We start from the raw sequence: 18,363 nt of genomic DNA, 5'->3' as shown, positions 1-18,363 counted from the left end.
CACCGCCCTGGCGGGGCGCCGCGGGGGGGGGGGGGCCCCCGGGCGCGGGGGGGGGGGGGGGGGGGGGGCGGGGGCGGCGGGCGGGGGGGGGGGGCCGCGGGGGGGCCCCACCGCGACGGCCGGCTCGCTCACTTGGCCGCCTTGGGCAGCGAGTCGGCGAGCAGCTTGCGGGCTTCCTCCCCGCCGTTGGCCTTCCACTCGGCGACGATGGCGTCCGCGTCGCTCAGGGGACGCCGGCCGCGCAGGACGTCGGTGAACTTGTCCTCGGTCGGCACCTGGTTGGCCTTGTAGGCGGCCGGCATCTCCAGCTTGACCCCGGCCCAGGGGTTCTTCTCCAGGAACCTGACCATCTGGTTGGAGTAGTTCAGCACGTCCGGCACGTAGCGGGGGGTGTCCGGGTACGGCCCGATGGTGGGGTTACGACCGCTGATGAAGAAGTACTGGTTGGCGATCTCCTTGAACGCCAGGTCGGTCTTGACCGGCCCGTTCGGCGACTTCGTGTGGTGCCTGCCCTCGACGCCGAAGTCCCGGAGTTGGGCCTCCTGGCTGCCCAGCGGCGCGGAGCACCAGTTGATGATCCGCAGCAGTTCCTGGACCCGGTCCTTGCCGAGGCCCTTCCTGACGAAGGTGAACGAGATCGGCTTGTCCTCGCCCCAGACCAGCGGGTCGCCGCCGGTGGCGGAGAAGATCGGCACCGGCTGGATGTTCAACGACGGGTTGGTCTTCTGGTGCTCAGCCTGGGCGCCCTGCCAGAAACCGATGCCGTCCTGCTTGAACACGATCGCGCCGTTCTTGGCGAACAGTTGCTTCGCGTCCGCGCCCCGGCTGGCGACGATGTCCGGGTGGACCAGGCCGTCCTTGTAGATCTTGGTCATCACCTCGAGCGCCTGGCGGAACTCCGGCGTCTCGTACTTGAACTCCGGCGTCCCGTCGGAGCGCAGCCGCCACCCCTGGTTGGCGCCGGGCACCCGGTGGAACATCTGGATCATGGCGAAGACGTCGTCGAACGCCCACACCTTGCGAGCCGGGTCGGTGACCTGCCGGGCCGCGGTCAGCAGCTCGTCGAGGTTAGTCGGCACCCCCAGGCCGCGGGCGTCGAGCAGGTCCTTGCGGGCGAACAGCGCCCAGGGGAACGGCCCGTCCGTGGGATTGGGCACGGACATCAGCCGCTCGTTCCACACCGCCTGGCGCCAAGCCCCGGTCGGGAAGCTGGCCAGCATCGGGTACGCGTTCGCGGCGTCGCCCCGGAGGTGGTCGGTGAGGTCCTCGAAGAGCGCCTTGATCGCCTCGGCGAAGCGCGGGATCTTCTCCACCTCCCAGCCCGGCACGCAGAGCAGCTCCGGCACGTCGCGGGCGCTGAGCATGGCGTTGAGCTTGTCGGCGTACGTGTTGCCGTCCTGGATGGTGAAGGTGACAGGCGTGCCCAGCTCGGCGTTGACGGCCTGGAGGTAGGCGCTCTGCGCGATGCCGGGCGGGGCCGCGCCCCAGGCGGGCGTCATCGCGGTGATCTGCTTGCCGCTGGTGCCGGGCTTGTCGGTGATGGCGTCGACCAGGGTAGCCGGGTAGCTGGTGTATCCGTCGGGCACCGGGCGGGTGCCGACGATGTCGGGCTTGATGGCGCCGGGCAGGTCCTTGTGCGTGGGCAGCAGGCCGGAGACGGCGTCGAGCTGCTGGGCGGCGCCGGAGCCGGCGGGCTTCTCGGAGCATCCGGCGAGCAGCGGGCCGCCGGCGGTGGCGGCCACGCCGAGGCCGACCAGGCCGAGGAAACGGCGACGGGTGGCGCCCGGATCGGGGTGGTGCACGCTCATCGATACCCCTTCGGGAGGGATGCATTCGTATGGATGAGCAACAAACTAATCTCGACCGTGAGCTTGCACAAGAGCGAACCGGAGCGGCGTCGGTCAGGCCCGGCAGCGGTCGGAGAGCGCGTAGCGCGTCAACACCACGTCGCCGATCTGGCGCACCTCGACCACCCGGGCCCGGCGACCCGGGTGCCACGGGAAGCGGCCCTCCCCGACGAACCGGGGGGCCCGACCGTCCCCCACGAAGAACGGCGCGACCACCAGGTGCAGCTCGTCGGCGAGGCCGGCGGTGAGGAACTGGCGGTGCATGGTGCCGCCGCCCTCCACCATCAACCGGCCGACCCCGCGCCCGGCCAGGTCGGCGACGACCGCCTCCGGGGTGACCGGCTCGCCGGCGTCGACCACGCTGGCCACCGCGCCGACCTGCTCCCGGGCCTTGTCCACCACCCCGCTCGGGCAGTAGACCAGCTTGACGCCGTCGCCGACGGTGAAGAAGCGGGCCCCCGGGTCGAGGTCGCCGCTGCCGGTGACCGTCACCTTCACCGGGGACGGGGGCAGCCCCCGGGCCACCCGCTCGGCACGCCGCCGATCGCTGCGCACCAGCAACCGGGGGTCGTCGCGGCGGACCGTGGCCGCGCCCACCATGATCGCGTCGCACCCGGCCCGCGTCGCGTCGACCCGGTCCAGGTCGTCGTCGTTGGAGAGCAGCAGCCGCTCGGTGGTCGCGTCGTCGATGTAACCGTCGATCGACATCGCGCAGCTCAGCAGCACGTACGGGCGGGTGGTCACGGCACGAACGGCAGGTCGAGGGCGTGGTCGGCGCGGGTGACCTTGGCCGCCAGGTAGTCGGCGTTCGCCGGGGACAGGTGCACGCCGGTGACCACCCGGTCGGCCACCGCGACGCCCAGCCCTTCGAGCTGTGCCGCCTTGTCCGGGTTGTTGCTCAGCAGGGCCACCCGGTCCACGCCCAGCGCGGTGAGCATCTGCGCGGCCACCGTGTAGTCCCGCTCGTCGGCGCCCCGGCCGAGCGCCAGGTTCGCCTCGTACGTGTCCAGGCCGTCGTCCTGGAGGGCGTACGCGTCGAGCTTGGCGTACAGGCCGATGCCCCGCCCCTCCTGACGCAGGTAGAGCAGGTAGCCGCCGGCCTCCGCGATCCGCTCCACCGCCTCGCGCAACTGCGGGCCGCAGTCGCAGCGCTGACTGCCGAACACGTCACCGGTCAGGCACTCGCTGTGCGGGCGGACCAGCGGCGGATCGGCGTCGGCGTACCCGCCGAGCCCGAACGCCAGGTGCTCCCGGCCGTCCACCAGGCCGTGGAACGTGTGCACCAGGGCGGTGGTGGAGTATCCGTCGGGGAACCGAAGCGGGACCGTGACCCGGGTCCGGACCGTCGCGCTGGGCAGGGATTCGTCCATGGTTCTCCTCCGTCCGGTCGCCGGGCTGACCGACGACTCACACCTCGCACCCTCACCGTATGCGGGATCACCGACAGTTGCCGGTCGGGCGCAGCAGCAGCACCACGGCGCCGGGCAGGCTGGCCACCAGGACCAGCGCGCCGTAGACGGTGCCGGTGGCGACGCCCTGGGCCGCGGTCAGACCGGCCGCCGCGAACGCCCACGCGGCGACGCCCTCGCGCGGCCCGAAGCCGCCCACGTTGAGCGGCAGGGCCATGGCCAGCAGGGCGAGCAGGGTCAGCGGCAGCAGGCGGGACAGCGGCGCGTCGGCCCCGGCGGTGCGGGCGGCCACCACGAACGTGGCCAGGTGGCCGGCGAACACCACGGTCGAGGCGATCACCACGCCGGCCCAGGTCCGCCGCGCCAGCAGCCCGGCGCGGACGTCGGCCAGCGCGGTACGCGCCAGCCGGGCGAGACGGGACGCCCCGGAACGCGGCACCGCACGGGCCACCAGCACCAGCGCCACCACGGTCACCGCCCCGACGGCTGCCAGCGCCGGCAGGTACCGGCGGACCGGGGACGGGAACGCGGCCAGCACCGCCACCGCGATGACCACCTGCACCACCTGGCCGGCGGCACGCTCCCAGACCACCGCGCGGACCCCCCGGGCCACGTCCCCGGCGTCCCGGCCGTGCCGGACCGCCCGGTGCACGTCGCCGAGCACGCCGCCGGGCAGCGTGGAGTTGAGGAAGATCGCCCGGTAGCAGTGCGCCACCGCGGCGCGCATCGGCAGCCGTACGCCCAGCCCGCCGGCCACCAGCGACCAGCGCCAGGCGCCGCTCACGGTGGTGACCACGCCGAGGCCGAGCGCGGCGGCCAGCGCCGGCGCGTCGATCAGCCGCAGCCCGGCCAGGAACGGACCGGTGCCGACGAAGGCGACCAGCGCGGCGAGCACGGCCAGCCCGGCGGCCGGCCGCAACCAGGCCCGGCGGGTCCAGGCCCAGCGCACCCGGGCCGGACGCGGCCGGACCGGTACGGGCACGGGCGCGGCGACGGCGACATGTGACAAACGGTCCTCCCTCGTTCCCACCGGATGTCACGTGTCGGCGGGCCGTACGGTTCAGCCGGCGAGCAGGTCGGCGTGGTGCAGCACCACCTCGACCCGGCCGGCGGCGGCCTCGGCGAGCCGCCACTCGGTATACGTCCGCGCGGGGCCGTTCAGATGCGGTCGTTCCTCGACGGCCGCGTCCACCCAGCCGGTCAGCCACTCGGCGGTCAGCGCGGCCTGCTCCGGTCCGAGCCGCCACGGGGTGGACCGCACCGCCACCTCGACGCCGTGCCGGCCGAACGCGGCCACCGTGGCGTCCACCGCGTCCGGCCCGAGCAGGGCCCGCCCGTCGACGGTCCGCCGCTGGTGGGCGTTGAACGCGTCGGCCAGCTCGGCGTCGAGCGGATCCGCCGGAGTGAACTCCGCCCGGCCGGACACGGTGAGCGCGAACAGCGTCGGGTGACCGGCGCAGGCGGCCACCATCCGGTCGACCTCCTCGGCGGTGAGCATGTCCAGCAGCGCCGACGCGGTGACCAGGTGGGAGTCGGCCAGGTCGGCGCGGGTCAGCCGGGTGATGTCCGAGCCGCGGGTGGTCACCGTGACCGGCGCGCCGTCGGCGGCGGTGAGGCCGCCGCCGGTGGCCAGCGCCAACAGGTGCCTGTCACGTTCGTGCAGCACCCAGCGCTGCGGGCCGGGCAGCCGGGGGGCGAGCCAGCGGGCCATCGACCCGGTGCCGCTGCCCAGGTCGTGCACCACCAGCGGGCGTCCGGCGGGCAGCCGGTCGCGGACCGCGTCGGCCAGCTCGACCGAGCGGGCGGCGGCGTCGGCGGGCTCGCGCAGTCGCAGCCAGTCCGCGAAGTCGGGCGGGAGTGAGGTGGTCATGCCGCGGTCGCCTCCTTGAGCGCCGTGGCCAGCCGGTCCACGGTGACCGGCCAGCCGGTGAGGGTGTGCCGCCGCTGCCGGGCGGCGCGGCGCAGCCGGTTCCGCAGGGCGGGGTCGGTGAGCCAGCGGCGCAGCGCGTCGGCGGTCGGACCCGGGTCGTCCGGTGGCACCAGCAGGCCGGGCCGGTCGCCGCCGGGGGCGTGCCCGAGCGTGGCCGGCAGGCCGCCGGTGTCGCTGGCCAGCACCGGTACGCCCCGGGCCAGCGCCTCGGTCACCACCATGCCGTACGTCTCCCGCCGGGAGGGCTGGACCAGCAGATCGGCGGCGGCGTACGCGGCGGCCAGCTCCGGTGCGGTGCGCGGGCCGGTCAGCCGGACCCGGTCGGCCAGCCCGGCCCCGGTGAGCCACCGGCGCAGCCGGGCCACGAACGCCGGGTCCCGGTCGAGCGGGCCGATCCAGTCGCAGGTCCAGGCCAGGTCGGCGACCCCGGCGAGCGCGGCGGCCAGCACGTCGTGCCCCTTGACCGGGGTGACCGCCGCGACGCAGAGCAGGCGCCCACCGTCGGGCGTGCCGGGGGCGACCGGGGCCGGCTCGACGCCGGGCGGCGCGACCGTCACCCGCGCGGGGTCGAGCGGGTAGCGGTCGAGCAGCCGAAGGCGGGTCCACTCGCTGGTGGCGACCACCCCGCTCGCCGCGTCGAGGGCCCGCCGTTCGGCCTCGTCCTCGATCGGCAGGTGCACCAGCACCACCAGGCGCAGGCGCGCGGCGTGCGGGGCGAGCACGTCCGGCACGGTCGAGGCGACCAGGCCGTCGAGCAGCACGGTCGCCCCGTCGGGCAGCCCGGCGAGCAGCCCGGCCAGCGCGGATCGTTCCCGGTCGCCCGGGTGCGGCCAGCGGCCCGGCACCTGGTGCTCGCGCACGGTCCAGCCGAGCGCCGCCAGCCCACGGCAGACGTGCCGGTCGTAGGCGTTGCCGCCGCTGGGGTTCGCCGGGTCGTCGATGTCGCCCGGCAGCACCACGTGGACGGCGGTCATCCGGTCACAGCGGCCGTTCGTAGCTCGCCCAGGCGACGTGTGACTCGTGCAGCGTGACGGTGATCCCGGCCAGGCCCCGGGCCCCCTCCCCCAGCCGGCCGGCGTGCACCGCGTCGGCGAGCCGGTCGGCGACGGCGCGGGCCAGCACCTCGGTGGTGGTGTTCACCCCGGCGAAGGCCGGCTCGTCGTCCAGGTTGCGGTAGGTCAGCTCGCCGAGCACGGCCTTGAGCTGCTCGGTGGCCAGACCGATGTCGACCACGATGCCGTCGGCGTCCAGCTCCGCCCGGCGGAACGTGGCGTCGACGACGAAGGTGGCGCCGTGCAGCTTCTGGGCCGGGCCGAACACCTCGCCGCGGAAGCTGTGAGCGACCATCATGTGGTCCCGGACGGTCACGCTGAACACGTTCACTCCTCGCCGTAGGTGATGAGATGACAGAGCGCCGGGAGCCGGCCCGAGGCGAGCCGGTCCAGCACGTCGGGCAGGTCGGTGAAGCGGGACCGGCCGGTGAGCAGCGCGTCGAAGGCCGGGTCGGTCAGCAGGTCCAGGGCGACGGCGAGCCGGTCGGCGTAGCTGCGGTCGGCCCGCCGGGGCGAGACGGTGCCGACCTGGCTGCTGCGGATGGCGAGCCGCCGGGAGTGGAAGGCGCCGCCGAGGGCGAGGGTGACCGGGCGGTCGCCGTACCAGCTCAGCTCCAGCACGGTGCCCTCCGGGCGGAGCAATTCCAGGCCGCGTTGCAGCCCGTCGGCGCTGGCGCTGGCGTGCACCACCAGGTCGCGCCCGCCGGTCGCGTCGGCGGGCAGGGCGAAGTCGACCCCGAGCGCCTCGGCGACCCCGGCCCTGCCCGGGTCGGCGTCGACCAGCTCCACCCGGACGCCCGGGAAGCGGGCCAGCAGCGCGGCCACGCTGCACCCGACCATGCCACCGCCGATCACGGTGACCCGGTCCCCGACCAGCGGCGCGGCGTCCCAGAGCGCGTTCACCGCGGTCTCCACGGTGCCGGCCAGCACCGCCCGGGCCGCCGGCACGCCGTCCGGCACGACCACCACCGATCCGGCCGGGACCACGTACGCGCTCTGGTGCGGGTACAGGCAGAACACGGTGCGCCCGCGCAGCTCCGCCGTGCCGGCCTCGACCGTGCCGACGTTGAGGTAGCCGTACTTGACCGGCGCCGGGAAGTCGCCCTCCTGGAACGGCGCGCGCATGGCGGCGTGCTGGTCGGCGGGGACCCGGCCGGTGAAAACCAGCGTCTCGGTGCCCCGGCTGACGCCGGTGAACCGGGTGCGGACCAGCACCTCGCCGTCGCCGGGCGGGTCGAGGCGGACCGGCCGGATCTCGCCCTCGCCGGGCGCGCGGAGCCAGAACGCGTGGGCGTCGACGGTCACGAATCCTCCTCGTTCTCCGCATTCCAGCCGGGTTGTCGATCATAGACACGGAAGCGGGACGACCCGGGTTCGAACCGCCCGGCCCACCGGCCGCTCAGGCGGCCCGCCGCCGATCCCCGGCCGGCCGGGTGTCCGACTCGGCGCGGCGGCCGGCGTCCCCGGCCAGGCGCATCGCGCGGCGGGCGGCGGTCAGCGGCTCGCAGGGTGCCGGGGCGCCGGCGCAGAGCAGGCTGGCGCACCGGCCGGCGGCGTCCGGCCGGTGCGCGGCGGCCACGTCGTACGCGCTGCGCCACAGCAACGGGTCGGTGACGCCCCGTGGCAGGACGGCGTCCTGACTGGACCTGGTCCGGATCGTGTCGGGCACCGGTGTTCCCCTTTCCTCGTCACTCCCGGTGTCAGTGACCCGGTGAGTCGACGTCAAACCTCTCATCCGTGCGCAGGTGCCGGCCAGCAATACATGTCACGTCCCGGTCGGGGTGAGCCGGACCCGGCGCAGCAGTTGGGCGTTGAGCGCCACCACGATGGTGGAGGCGGACATCAGCACCGCGCCGAGCGCCGGGCTGAGCGCGACCCCGGCCCCGGCCAGCACGCCGGCGGCGAGCGGAATGGCGACCACGTTGTAGCCGGCCGCCCAGGCCAGGTTCTGCCGCATCTTGCGGTACGACTCCCGGGACAGCCGGATCACCCCGCCGACGCCGCGCGGGTCGGAGCCGGCGAGCACCACCCCGGCGGACTCGATCGCCACGTCGGTGCCGGCGCCGATGGCCACCCCGACGTCGGCGCGGGCCAGGGCCGGGGCGTCGTTGACGCCGTCGCCGACCATGGCCACGGTCAGCCCGCGCGCCTGGAGGTCGGCGACCGCCTTGTCCTTGTCGGCCGGCAGCACCTCGGCGAAGACCTCGTCGACGCCGGGCCGGAAGCCGAGATCGGCGGCGACCGCCCCGGCCACCGGGCGGGCATCGCCGGTGATCATCACGATCTTGCGTACGCCCAGCTCACGCAGCTCGGCCACGGCAGCCCGCGCCTCCGGTCGGACGCGGTCCTCAAGCGCGAACGCGGCGGTCACCTCGGGGTCGTGCCCGGCCGGCAGCCGGACCAGGTGCAGCACCGCCGCGCCCCGCCGGGACCAGCCCGCCGCGACGCGGGCCAGGTCGTCGGGCACCGCGGCGTCCAGCTCGCGCAGCAGCGCCGGACCGCCCACCGCCCAGTCGACGCCGTCCACCGTGGCCCGCACGCCGCGACCGGCGAGCGCGCGGAAGCCGTGCGCGGCCGGGCGCGTCGGGCCCGGCTCGGCGGCGGCCGGACCGGGCGGGCCCGCGTCCCCGGCGGCCGGACCGGGCGGGCCCCCGTCCCCGGCGGCCGGACCGGGCGGGCCCCCGTCCCCGGCGGCCGGACCGGGCGGGCCCGCGTCCCCGGCGGCCGGATTCGGCCCGCCCGCGTCGGTGGCGGCCGGGCGGGTGGACCGCGCGTCGGCGGCGGCGACGAGCGCCCGGGCGAGCGGGTGCTCGCTGTCGGCCTCCACCGCGCCGGCGAGGCGCAGCGCGGCGTCGCGGTCCAGACCGCCGGTGGCGGCCACCCCGGTGACGGTGTGCCGACCGGTGGTGAGCGTGCCGGTCTTGTCGAACAGGACGGTGTCGACGGTGCGCATCCGTTCCAGCGCCAGCCGGTCCTTCACCAGGATGCCGGCGCGCGCGGAGAGCGCGGTGGAGAGCGCCACCACCAGCGGAATGGCCAGCCCGAGGGCGTGCGGGCAGGCGATCACCAGCACGGTCACGGTCCGCACCACGGCCTGGTCGGTGTCGCCGAGCAGGAGCCAGACCACGAAGGTGACCAGGCCGGCGGTCGTCGCCAGGTAGAACAGCAGCGCGGCGAACCGGTCGGCGAGCACCTGCGCGCGCCCGCCGGAGGACTGCGCCTCGGCGACCAGCCGGCCGATGCCGGCCAGCGCGGTGTCCGCGCCGACCGCGTCGACGCGTACCCGCAGGGTGGCGTCGGTGGCCACGGTGCCGGCGACCACCCGGTCCCCGGCGGCGCGGGACACCGGCCGGGACTCCCCCGTGATCATCGACTCGTCCAGCTCGGCCGCGCCCTCGACGATCCGGCCGTCGGCCGGCACCCGACCGCCGGGGCGGACCAGCACCAGGTCACCCACCCGCAGCTCGGCGACGGGCACCGGCTGCGGCCGGCCGGTCCCGTCCAGGCGCTCGGCGTCGTCGGGCAGCAGGGCGGCCAGCGCGCCCAGCGCGCCGCGCGCCTGCCCGACCGCCCGCATCTCCTGCCAGTGGCCGAGCAGCATGATGGTGACAAGCGCGGCCAGCTCCCACCAGAAGTCCAGGTCGAACAGGCCGAGGCTGGTGGCCACCGAGGCGAGGTACGCCACCACGATCGCCATGGAGATCAGCAGCATCATGCCGGGCGCGCGGGCGCGCAGCTCGCGCAGACCGCCGGCCAGGAACGGCCAGCCGCCGTAGCCGAAGACGACCGTGCCGAGCACCGGGCCCACCCCGCGCACGCCGGGAACGGCCAGCGAGTAGCCGAACCAGTCCATCACCATGTGGCTGGTGAGGACGATCGGCACGGTCAGCGCCAGGCTCAGCCAGAACCGGCGGCGGAACTGCTCCGGGTCGTGCCCGGCGTGGTGCGCGTGGCCCATCAGTCGGCACCCGCCTGCCCGGCCCGCGGGAGCTTGCCCTGCCAGGGCCAGCGGCCGTCCAGCTCCACCTCGAGCGAGAAGCTGAGAAACGTCCGGACCGCCACGATCAACGCCAGCACGCCCACGCTGGTGAAGGTGGGCGACACCGCGACCGTACGGATGATGTCGCCGCCGACCAGGAACTCCAGGCCGAGCAGGATGGCCCGGCCGACCCCCTGCCGGTACGCCCGGTAGTGCGCCACCACCTGCCGGGTACGACCGCAGCGCGCCGCGAACACCACCGTGGCGACGGTGACGCCCACCGCGATGACCAGCACCCCGGTCAGGTCCAGCAACGCGCCGATGTGCTGGATGATCTCCTTGGTCGGCACCCGACACCCCCGTACGCCTCGGTTCCAGCCTGGCGTACGGGGGCGCGACGGGGAGCGGTTTCCGGCCGGCTCAGTCCTGCGCGCGCCAGCGGTAGAAGACAGTGGCCACCTGGTCCTGCGGGCCGTGACAGAGGTCCGGCCGGTACGGCTCGACGTACGGGCCCAGCTCCCGCCGCACCCGGTCGAACGACGGCGTGTCGGCGTGCTGGTCGCGGGTGGCCTCGGCGGCCGAGGACTCCTGCTCCAGCAGGTGCACGTAGACGTCGTCGATCGAGTAGAGCCAGCGCCCGGTGACGCCCAGCTCGGCCGGGAGCGACCCGGCGTCGGACTCGGCGAACACCCGGGCCACGTCCGGCTCGGCGCCCGGCTTGATCCGTCCGACGATCACGGTCAGCGTGGTGTCGTCCGGCGGCTCCCCCTCCGGCGCCCACTGGTAGAACTCCTTGGCCACCGAGTCCGACGGGTTCTTCCAGTACCGCGGGTACGGCGTCACGTACGGGCCGATCTCCTCGGCGATCTTCTGGAACGCGGGCAGCCCACGGGTCTGCCCGGAGATCCTCGGGTCCTGCTCGCGCTCGATCACGTGCAGGTACAGGTCGTGGTGCGACAGCAGGTACCGGCCGATGACGCCGAGGTCCTGCGGTCGGGTGATCTGGTCGTAGTGGCCGAAGACGTTGCCGACGATCTCGTCGCTGCCGGGGACCATGTGGCAGACGATCACGTTCCGGAAGACCATGACGTGCTCCTTGGCTGGGTGGGCGGGCTAGGCGGAGAAGGTGACAGGCAGTTCCAGCAGGCCACGGAAGGGCGAGGCGGCCGGCAGTCGGCGTACCTCGGCGGGCGGCACGGCGAGGCGCAGCCCGGGCAGCCGCCGCAGCAGCGCGGAGAGCGCGAGCAGCGCCTCCATCCGGGCCAGCGAGACGCCGAGGCAGTAGTGCACGCCGTGGCCGAAGCCGAGGTGCGGCCCCCGGACCCGGCGCAGGTCGAGCCGGTCCGGGTCGACGAAGTGCGCCGGGTCGTGGTTCGCCGCGTTGATCGCCACCCCGACGATCGAGCCGCGCGGGATGCGTACCCCCTGGTACTCGACGTCCTCGGTGGTGATGCGCGGGCTGGCCACCGGCAGCGGGCCGTCGAACCGCAGCAGCTCCTCGATCGCGGTGGGCAGCAGGCGCGGCGTGCTGCGCAGCAGCGCCAACTGCTCCGGGTGGGTGAGCAGGGCCAGCACCGCGTTGCCGAGGAAGTCGGCGGTGGTCTGGTGGCCGGCGAACAGCAGCAGGAACGTGGTGGTCACCAGCTCCGCCTCGGACAGCGTGCGGTCCCGGTCGACGGCCCGCACCAGCGCGCCGATGATGTCGTCGGCCGGGTCGCCCCGCTTGGCCCGGACCAGCTCGGTCAGGTAGTCGTGCAGCCGCGCCTGGGCCTCCTGCACCGCCGCGCGTTCCTCCTCCGGCGGCCGGCGGGTCGAGCCGGAGGTGCGGATGACCTGCGTCCAGTCGAGCACCCGGTCGTGGTCGGCCGGCGGCACGCCGAGCAGCTCGCAGATGACGGTCATCGGCAGCGGGATGGCGAAGTCCCGCATCAGGTCCGCCTCGCCGTGCGGCACGATCTTGTCGAGCAGGGAGTCGACGACGGTGGCCACCCGGGGTCGCAGCGCCTCGATCCGCCGGGGCGCGAACGCCTGCGACACCACGCGGCGCAGCCGGGTGTGCTCGGGCGGGTCGGAGTTGAGCATGTTGCGGTTCAGCCCCTCCGAGTTCGGGCCGAAGATCCGCAGGAAGTGCCGGTCCGGTCCGTAGAGGTCCTTCGAGAGCCGCGGGTCGGTCAACGCCGCGCGCGCGTCGTCGAACCGGGTGATCAACCAGGAGTCGAAGCGCGGCGACCCCACCGGGCAGACCGGCCGCTGCGCGCGCAGCCGGGCGAAGGTGGGATAGGGGTCGGTCGCGAACGCGTCCGTGTAGAGCTCGCCGGCGGGCACCACGTCCTCGGTCATCGGGCCTCCCCCGGCTCGCCGGCCACGCTGTGCAGCACCTGGTAGGTGTGCCGTTCCGCGGACTCGCGCAGCTCCCGGACCACGCGCAGCAGCCGGTCCCGGTGCGCGCTTCGGCCGAACGCGTCCAGCCGCTCCCGGTCGGCCCAGTCGCTGATCACCAGATACATCCGCGGGTCGTCGGCGTCGCGGACCAGGTCCTGGTGCAGGCAGCCGTCGAGCGTGCGGATCTCCTCGGCGGCGGTCCGCCACTCCGCCTCGAACCGCTCCTCGCAGCCCTCCCGGGTGCGCATCGCCAGCACCGTCCGGACCCGGCTCATCGGACACCGCCGAATACCAGGCACAGGTGCTTGCGGAGCACGTCGGCGTCGATCGGGGCGCCCCGGAACCCGACGTGCCCGTCCGGGCGGATCAGGTAGAGCCCGGTGCCGGCCAGGCCGTACCCGGCGCGGAACCGCCGGTCGGCGTCGCGCAGCACCGGCGGGTCGGCCAGGTGCGGCTCGGCGACGTCCGGGTCGAGCAGCAGGTACGCGTCCAGCTCCCCGCCGGCCTGCCGCCGCGCGTCGGCGCAGAGGTCGGCGAGCCCGGCCAGCTCCGCCGCGTCGGCCGTGGTGTCGGCGTAGAGCAGCAGCGTGTGCCCGGTGCCCCGGGTCAGGTCCCGCAACCGCAGCGGGTGCCCGACGCCGCGCCGCCGCAGTCCCTCGACGTCCGGCGCGCGGTCGCCGGGGCGGGGCGCGTCGCCGAGTGCGGCCGGGTCGGCGACGGTCTCCCCGACCAGCGGGCTGCCGGCGTAGCTGAGCAGCAGGGACATCTCCTGGAGGAACTGCCGTTCCAGGTCGGCGCGGTCCACCTCCTCGGTGCCCGCCAACCGCACCGCGCGGCCGACGATCTCCTCGCCCTCCGGCCGCCGCTCGGCCTCGTAGCTGTCCAGCAGCCCGGGGGCGGCGCGCCCGCGTACCGCCAGGGCCAGCTTCCAGGCCAGGTTCCAGGCGTCCTGGATGCCGGTGTTCATGCCCTGGCCGCCGGCCGGGGGGTGCAGGTGGGCGGCGTCGCCGGCGACGAAGACCCGGCCGTGCCGGTAGCGGTCGACGATGCCGTGACTGATCCGGAACACCGAGGACCAGCGCAGGTTCGACGCCCGGGTGCCTGGCGGGGCGAGCCGGTCGAGGGCGGCCTGCACGTCGTCGAGCGTCGGCGAGGCGAGTTCCTCGCTGAACCCGGGCGGGGCGTCCCGCCCCCCGGTCTGCGCGAAGAACCGGGGCGGGGCGAGGGTGGCGATGCGGTACCGGCGCTCGCCGCGCAGCGGGACGCAGACCAGCATCCCGTCCATCTGTCCGTCGGTGGTGTGCAGGAACCGCAGCAGGTGCCCGTCCGGCATGTCCCAGTCCACGTCGACGTCGACGAGCATGAACAGTTGCGGGAAGCGGCCGAGCCCGCCGGTGAAGGTGAGGCCGAGCCGTTCCCGGACGCGGCTGTGCGCGCCGTCGCAACCGATCAGGTACGCCGCGCGGACGGTCTCGGTGCCGCCGTCGGCGGTGCGGACGGTGGCGGTGACGCCGTCCGTGTCCTGAGTGAAGTCGACAAGTTCGGCGCCGCGCCGGGGCCGCACCCCGAGCGTGGCCAGCCGCTCGGTGAGGATCCGCTCGGTCTCGTACTGCGGCAGGCCGAGGTGGGCGTACGGCAGGCCGGGCAGCTCCCAGCTCATCCGGTGCGTCTGCACGCCGTTGACGAAGACCATGTTGCCGGTGAGCCAGATGCCGGCGTCCATCGCCTCCCGGACGACGCCCTGCTCCTCCCAGATCTCCATGGTGCGGCAGTGCACGCCGATCGCCTTGTCGGCCTGGTCGGGCGGGGTCGCCAGTCGGTCGATCACCCGGCAGTCGACGCCGCGCCGGGCCAGCTCGACGGCGGCGGTGAGCCCGGTGGGGCCCGCCCCGACCACCAGTACGTCAGTCGTCCTCTGCACGTCGGCCTCCCTGCCCGTGGTGTGGTGTCGCCGGTCGTCCGCGTCGGGCACGACGTGGAAGAGGCGGCGTCGGATGTCGAGGAGGAACGGGGCGATCGGCCCGGCCTGCGCCGAGGCGTGCGCCGGGTCGGCGATCCAGTCGAGGAACTCGGCCGCGCCGTCCCATTCGGCGAAGATGTGGTGCACGTCCGACCCGGGTTCGCGGAGCAGCCGTTCCCGCCGGTAGCCCGGCACGGCAGCCATCCGCCGCACCACCTCGGGGTAGCCCCGGTGGAACTCGGCGAGGCGGGCGCTCGGCACGATCAGCTCCACGTCGACGTAGACCGGCCCGGCCCCGTCGACGTCCTCGGTCATCGTCGGGTAGGCGGGCGGGCCGGCCGGCTCGGTCAGCGGCCGGAGCAGCTCGGTCAGGCGCGCCGCCACCGGCCCGTCCCGGTACGCGCGCAGCGCCGCCTCGTCGACCCACTCGGTGACCACGACGAAGCCGTACGGGTCGAGGGCGTCGCGCAGCAGCTCGTGCCGGAGGCTGCCGGGCAGCGCGCTGACCTGGCCGGCGACGGTCTCCCAGGCCGGCCCGACGGCGGGTTCGCAGCCGGGGCGCGCGCGTCTGAAGAGCATCGTCCTGACCATGCCGCCCCCTCGCGCCGTGCCGCCTCGTGCCGCGACCCTGCCGGAGCCGGCGTCACCCGGTCGTCACCGGCGCACCGGGTGGTGTCTGCGTGCGGTGACGCCGCCGGGACGCCACCCGTTCCGGGCTTGTTGCACTGCCTCGGGCCGGGCTCAGGGCCCGGCGCGGGGCCGCGACGAGGGTGACCAGGTCACGTCGTACCGGTCGGTGGCGACCGCCTCGGCGAACGCCGCCGCCGCAGCCGGCGAACCAGCGATCCGCCAGTCCTGCTCCTTGTCCACCTCGAACCAGATCAGCCCGATCAGGTTCGGGTAGCGCGGCAGCGAGGCGAACGTCTCCCGGATCCACCGGGCCTTGTGGCCGCTGCTCTCGGCGGCAGCGGTCTCGGTGACGACGAGCGGCTTGCGGGTCATCGCGCGGATCTCCGCGACGGTCGGCCCGAAGATCTGGTCGAAGGGCGAGTAGGTCTTCGTGAAGGCGCCCATGCCGTAGTAGCCGGTGACACCCACCCAGTCGACGTAGTCGTCGCCGGGGTAGAGACCGGTCAGCCCGGCGGTCGTCTTGTCCCACCTGGCGTTCGGGCTCCACACCCAGGTGACGTTCGTGGCGCCGGCCGCGGCGAAGACGTCGTGCACGTGCCGCCAGGCGCGCACGTAGTCGCCGGGGTGGTTGCCGTTGGCCCGCTCGCTCCACGGGTACCAGTCGCCGTTCATCTCGTGCGCGAACCGGATGGCGATCGGGTAGCCCAGCGTCCGCACCCCCTCGGCCCAGGAGCGCAGATAGCCGTCGAAGTCGCCGGCGGTGACGCGGGCCAGCCGGTAGTCCGGTTGGGTGGACCGCAGCCGGTCGACCTGGCGGGCCGGCAGGCCGGTGTCCCGGGCCGCCTCGTCGACGGCGTGGTCCCAGGGCTCCCAGCCCAGCATCGGCATCATGCCCCGCTCGGCGATCCGGTCGAACAGGGCGCGGTCGAAGGTGGCCGACGCCCAGGACGCGCCGAAGAGCATCACCTGCGGCGCCCGACCGGCGGCGGCGGCGAACCGGTCCACGGCGCCCAGCTCGTAGGGGCCGGTGTCGGTCATCACCCCGACGAACGCCCGGCCGACCGGCGGAAACGCGACACCGGCGACGGCCGCCGGGGCGTCCGCGGTCGCCGGCGCCCCCGACGCCGCCGGCCGCGCCGGGTGGCCGGGATCCGGAGCGCGCCACACGCCGGGCGCCACCACGAAGGCGTACGCCAGCAGCAGCGCACCGGCCAGCGCCAGGCCGACCCGGGGCACGGTCATCCTCAGCACGGCGCTCCCTCGCGGACCGGCCTCGGCCGCTCGGGCGCGGGCGCCGGCTCGTCCCGGCGGGCACGCGCGTTCTCCGCCCAGGCGATCAGCGGCGGCGCGAGCCCGGTGACCAGCGTCAACGCCGGCCAGACCCGCAGCAGCGGGTGGTCGTGGTCCAGCACGAAGCTGGCCCCGAGCAGGCCGGCGGCGCCCGCCGCCCAGCAGAGGTGCAGCCGGAAGGTACGCGGCGACTCGGCGGTGCGCAGCGTCCCCTTGGCGGTCACCACGAAGCCGAGTCGACGGCGCAGCACCGTGCTGACCGCCGCGGCCAGGTAGACCGGCCCGGCGAACAACGCGAGCGCCATGCCGGCCATGCCCACCTCCTCCCGCTCGTGCGGGGCGATGTTGAAGCGGCGCAGCCAGAGCCAGAGCAGGAACCAGGTGCCGATCGTCGAGCCCCACAGCGAGCCCCACACCTGCGGGTCGAGCCGGCCCGCGTCGACGCCGGTGAGCAGGTACAGCGCGGTGGCCGCGTTGCCCAGCAGCAGGCTGACCGCCACGCTCGGGTAGTAGAACTGGAGCAGGCGGTACTGCCAGCGACGGCGCGACGGCAGCTCGCGCGGCGCGCGCAGCTCGCGGCGGAGCAGGATCTCGCAGATGCCGGCCGCCCAGCGGCGCTGCTGGTTGAAGTAGTCGGCCCAGGAGGTCGGCCCCTCCCCCAGCGCCACCACGTCCGGGGTGTAGACGCCCTTCCACCGGCGGCCGGTGGCCGGGTTGACGGCGGCGTGGATCCGGATGCTGGTGAGGTGGTCCTCGATGATCGAGTCCTGGTAGCCGCCGATGGTCCGCCACGCCGCCGGCCGGTAGAGGTGCCCGGTGCCGGTGAGCAGCGGCGCGTCCAGCCCGTTGCCGCCCCGGGCGATCAGGCCGTTGTAGAGGTACTGCTGCACCGACGCGCCGTGGGCGACGAAGTTCTGGTGCATGTTGCCGTACACCTGGGGGGTCACCACGAACGCGACGTCGGGGTCGCGGAAGTAGCCGAGCGTCCGTTCCAGGAAGTGCGGCAGCGGCACGTGGTCCGGGTCCACGTTGGCCACCACGTCGTAGCGGTGCTCGTGTTCGGCCCGCCAGGCGTTGTGGTTGCCGGACTTGGTCCGGGCCCGGAACTCGCCGCGCGGCTGGTTGTACTCCGGCCGCCCCCGGCGGGTGAAGTGCCGGACGCCCAGCCGCGCCGCCATCGCCCGCACCGCCGGGTCGTCGCCCTCGTCGAGGATCCACACGTCGACCCGCCCGCAGTAGACGATCTCCCGGAGCCGACGCAGCGTCCGCTCCGCGACGTCGAGCGGCTCCTTGCTCGGCACGATCGTGGTGAGCAGCGCCACCCGCAGGCCGACCGGCGGATCGACCGGCACCGGATCCTTGGCGTGGAAGGCGAACACCCACACCACCACGTTCTGCGCCAGCCGGATCAGCTCGACGCCGACGACCACGCAGAACGCGAGCCGGGCGGCGAGCGTCGACCAGCCGCCCGGCCCGACGACGCCCGGTCCGGGCACGTGCTGCGGCAGCAGCAGCCAGCCGACGAGGAGCAGGCCGGCGGCGCTGTTGACGAGCACCAGCAGGGTGAGCACCGCCCGCGCGGCGACCGAGGCGGCGGGACGGAGCTCGACGGGCGCGTCGGGTCGTCGGGGCGGGCGCAGCGGTCCGGCGGTGGCGCCGCAGCGCGCGTACGCCAGGCGGGCGCGGATGTTGCGTTGCCGGCGGTCGGCTCCCGGCGGGACGGGCCGTCCGGGCGGGACGCCCGGCCGAGCACGGTCACCCGACGACGCCGGCGGGAGGGCGCGGGACAGGCGTGTATCGGCGGCGACAGCCACATTTCCCCCATGGTCTGCATCGGGTTCGCCAGGAACCCGGACCGATGCTAAGCGGACAACCAGGTGGGAA

General features: G+C 74.9%; 17 protein-coding genes. All 17 read right to left on the bottom strand.

All coding sequences use genetic code 11. The annotated features are described in order from the left end of the window. Positions 1-128: 128 nt before the first annotated feature. A complete protein-coding gene (locus ACIA6B_RS18645; RefSeq protein WP_396774796.1) occupies positions 129-1,808 on the bottom strand; it encodes an extracellular solute-binding protein in 1,680 nt (559 codons plus the stop codon). A gap of 93 nt (positions 1,809-1,901) precedes the next feature. Then, positions 1,902-2,591 (bottom strand): RibD family protein, encoded by a 690-nt coding sequence (locus tag ACIA6B_RS18640; RefSeq protein ID WP_396774794.1) that lies wholly within the window; start codon positions 2,589-2,591, stop codon positions 1,902-1,904. Next, positions 2,588-3,217, bottom strand: coding sequence for a GTP cyclohydrolase II (ribA, locus tag ACIA6B_RS18635; protein WP_396774793.1), 630 nt, complete (start codon positions 3,215-3,217; stop codon positions 2,588-2,590). The genes ACIA6B_RS18640 and ribA overlap by 4 nt, the downstream gene beginning before the upstream one ends. A 67-nt stretch (positions 3,218-3,284) precedes the next feature. Then, positions 3,285-4,205 (bottom strand): lysylphosphatidylglycerol synthase domain-containing protein, encoded by a 921-nt coding sequence (locus tag ACIA6B_RS18630; RefSeq protein ID WP_396775067.1) that lies wholly within the window; start codon positions 4,203-4,205, stop codon positions 3,285-3,287. A 111-nt stretch (positions 4,206-4,316) separates the two neighbouring features. Beyond that, a complete protein-coding gene (locus ACIA6B_RS18625; RefSeq protein WP_396774791.1) occupies positions 4,317-5,126 on the bottom strand; it encodes an SAM-dependent methyltransferase in 810 nt (269 codons plus the stop codon). After that, entirely contained in the window at positions 5,123-6,160 is a 1,038-nt protein-coding gene (locus ACIA6B_RS18620; RefSeq protein ID WP_396774788.1) for a glycosyltransferase family 4 protein, read from the bottom strand. Before ACIA6B_RS18620 ends, ACIA6B_RS18625 begins: the two co-directional genes overlap by 4 nt. 4 nt (positions 6,161-6,164) lie before the next feature. Beyond that, a complete protein-coding gene (locus ACIA6B_RS18615; RefSeq protein ID WP_396774785.1) occupies positions 6,165-6,563 on the bottom strand; it encodes a 6-pyruvoyl trahydropterin synthase family protein in 399 nt (132 codons plus the stop codon). A 2-nt stretch (positions 6,564-6,565) separates the two neighbouring features. Then, positions 6,566-7,543: a zinc-binding alcohol dehydrogenase gene (locus ACIA6B_RS18610; RefSeq protein ID WP_396774782.1), complete on the bottom strand. Its 978-nt coding sequence runs from the start codon at positions 7,541-7,543 to the stop codon at positions 6,566-6,568. 94 nt (positions 7,544-7,637) lie between these two features. Continuing rightward, entirely contained in the window at positions 7,638-7,907 is a 270-nt protein-coding gene (locus ACIA6B_RS18605) for a hypothetical protein (RefSeq protein WP_396774780.1), read from the bottom strand. Between the two features lie 96 nt (positions 7,908-8,003). Beyond that, entirely contained in the window at positions 8,004-10,196 is a 2,193-nt protein-coding gene (locus ACIA6B_RS18600) for a heavy metal translocating P-type ATPase (protein ID WP_396774778.1), read from the bottom strand. After that, on the bottom strand, positions 10,196-10,567 hold the full coding sequence (locus tag ACIA6B_RS18595; protein ID WP_281941979.1) for a DUF1622 domain-containing protein: 372 nt from the start codon (positions 10,565-10,567) through the stop codon (positions 10,196-10,198). The genes ACIA6B_RS18600 and ACIA6B_RS18595 overlap by 1 nt, the downstream gene beginning before the upstream one ends. A gap of 70 nt (positions 10,568-10,637) precedes the next feature. Next, positions 10,638-11,303, bottom strand: a complete 666-nt coding sequence (locus tag ACIA6B_RS18590; RefSeq protein ID WP_396774776.1) for a TcmI family type II polyketide cyclase — start codon at positions 11,301-11,303, stop codon at positions 10,638-10,640. 27 nt (positions 11,304-11,330) lie between these two features. Further along, positions 11,331-12,557, bottom strand: coding sequence for a cytochrome P450 (locus tag ACIA6B_RS18585; protein WP_396774774.1), 1,227 nt, complete (start codon positions 12,555-12,557; stop codon positions 11,331-11,333). Then, entirely contained in the window at positions 12,554-12,874 is a 321-nt protein-coding gene (locus tag ACIA6B_RS18580; protein WP_396774772.1) for a putative quinol monooxygenase, read from the bottom strand. Before ACIA6B_RS18580 ends, ACIA6B_RS18585 begins: the two co-directional genes overlap by 4 nt. Continuing rightward, on the bottom strand, positions 12,871-15,138 hold the full coding sequence (locus ACIA6B_RS18575) for an FAD-dependent monooxygenase (protein WP_396774770.1): 2,268 nt from the start codon (positions 15,136-15,138) through the stop codon (positions 12,871-12,873). The genes ACIA6B_RS18580 and ACIA6B_RS18575 overlap by 4 nt, the downstream gene beginning before the upstream one ends. A gap of 162 nt (positions 15,139-15,300) precedes the next feature. Then, the gene (locus ACIA6B_RS18570) at positions 15,301-16,431 is read right to left on the bottom strand and encodes a glycoside hydrolase family 26 protein (protein ID WP_396775065.1); all 1,131 of its coding nucleotides are present in this window, start codon (positions 16,429-16,431) and stop codon (positions 15,301-15,303) included. Positions 16,432-16,433: 2 nt separating this feature from the next. Continuing rightward, complete coding sequence (locus ACIA6B_RS18565; RefSeq protein WP_396774769.1) at positions 16,434-18,293, bottom strand: glycosyltransferase family 2 protein; 1,860 nt, start codon at positions 18,291-18,293, stop codon at positions 16,434-16,436. Between the last annotated feature and the right edge of the window lie 70 nt (positions 18,294-18,363).

It is taken from the genome of Micromonospora sp. NPDC051141, assembly GCF_044455765.1.
Taxonomy (GTDB): Bacteria; Actinomycetota; Actinomycetes; order Mycobacteriales; family Micromonosporaceae; genus Micromonospora.
The sequence above is the reverse complement of the archived record's forward strand: the minus strand, read 5'-3'. Positions and strand labels throughout refer to the sequence as shown.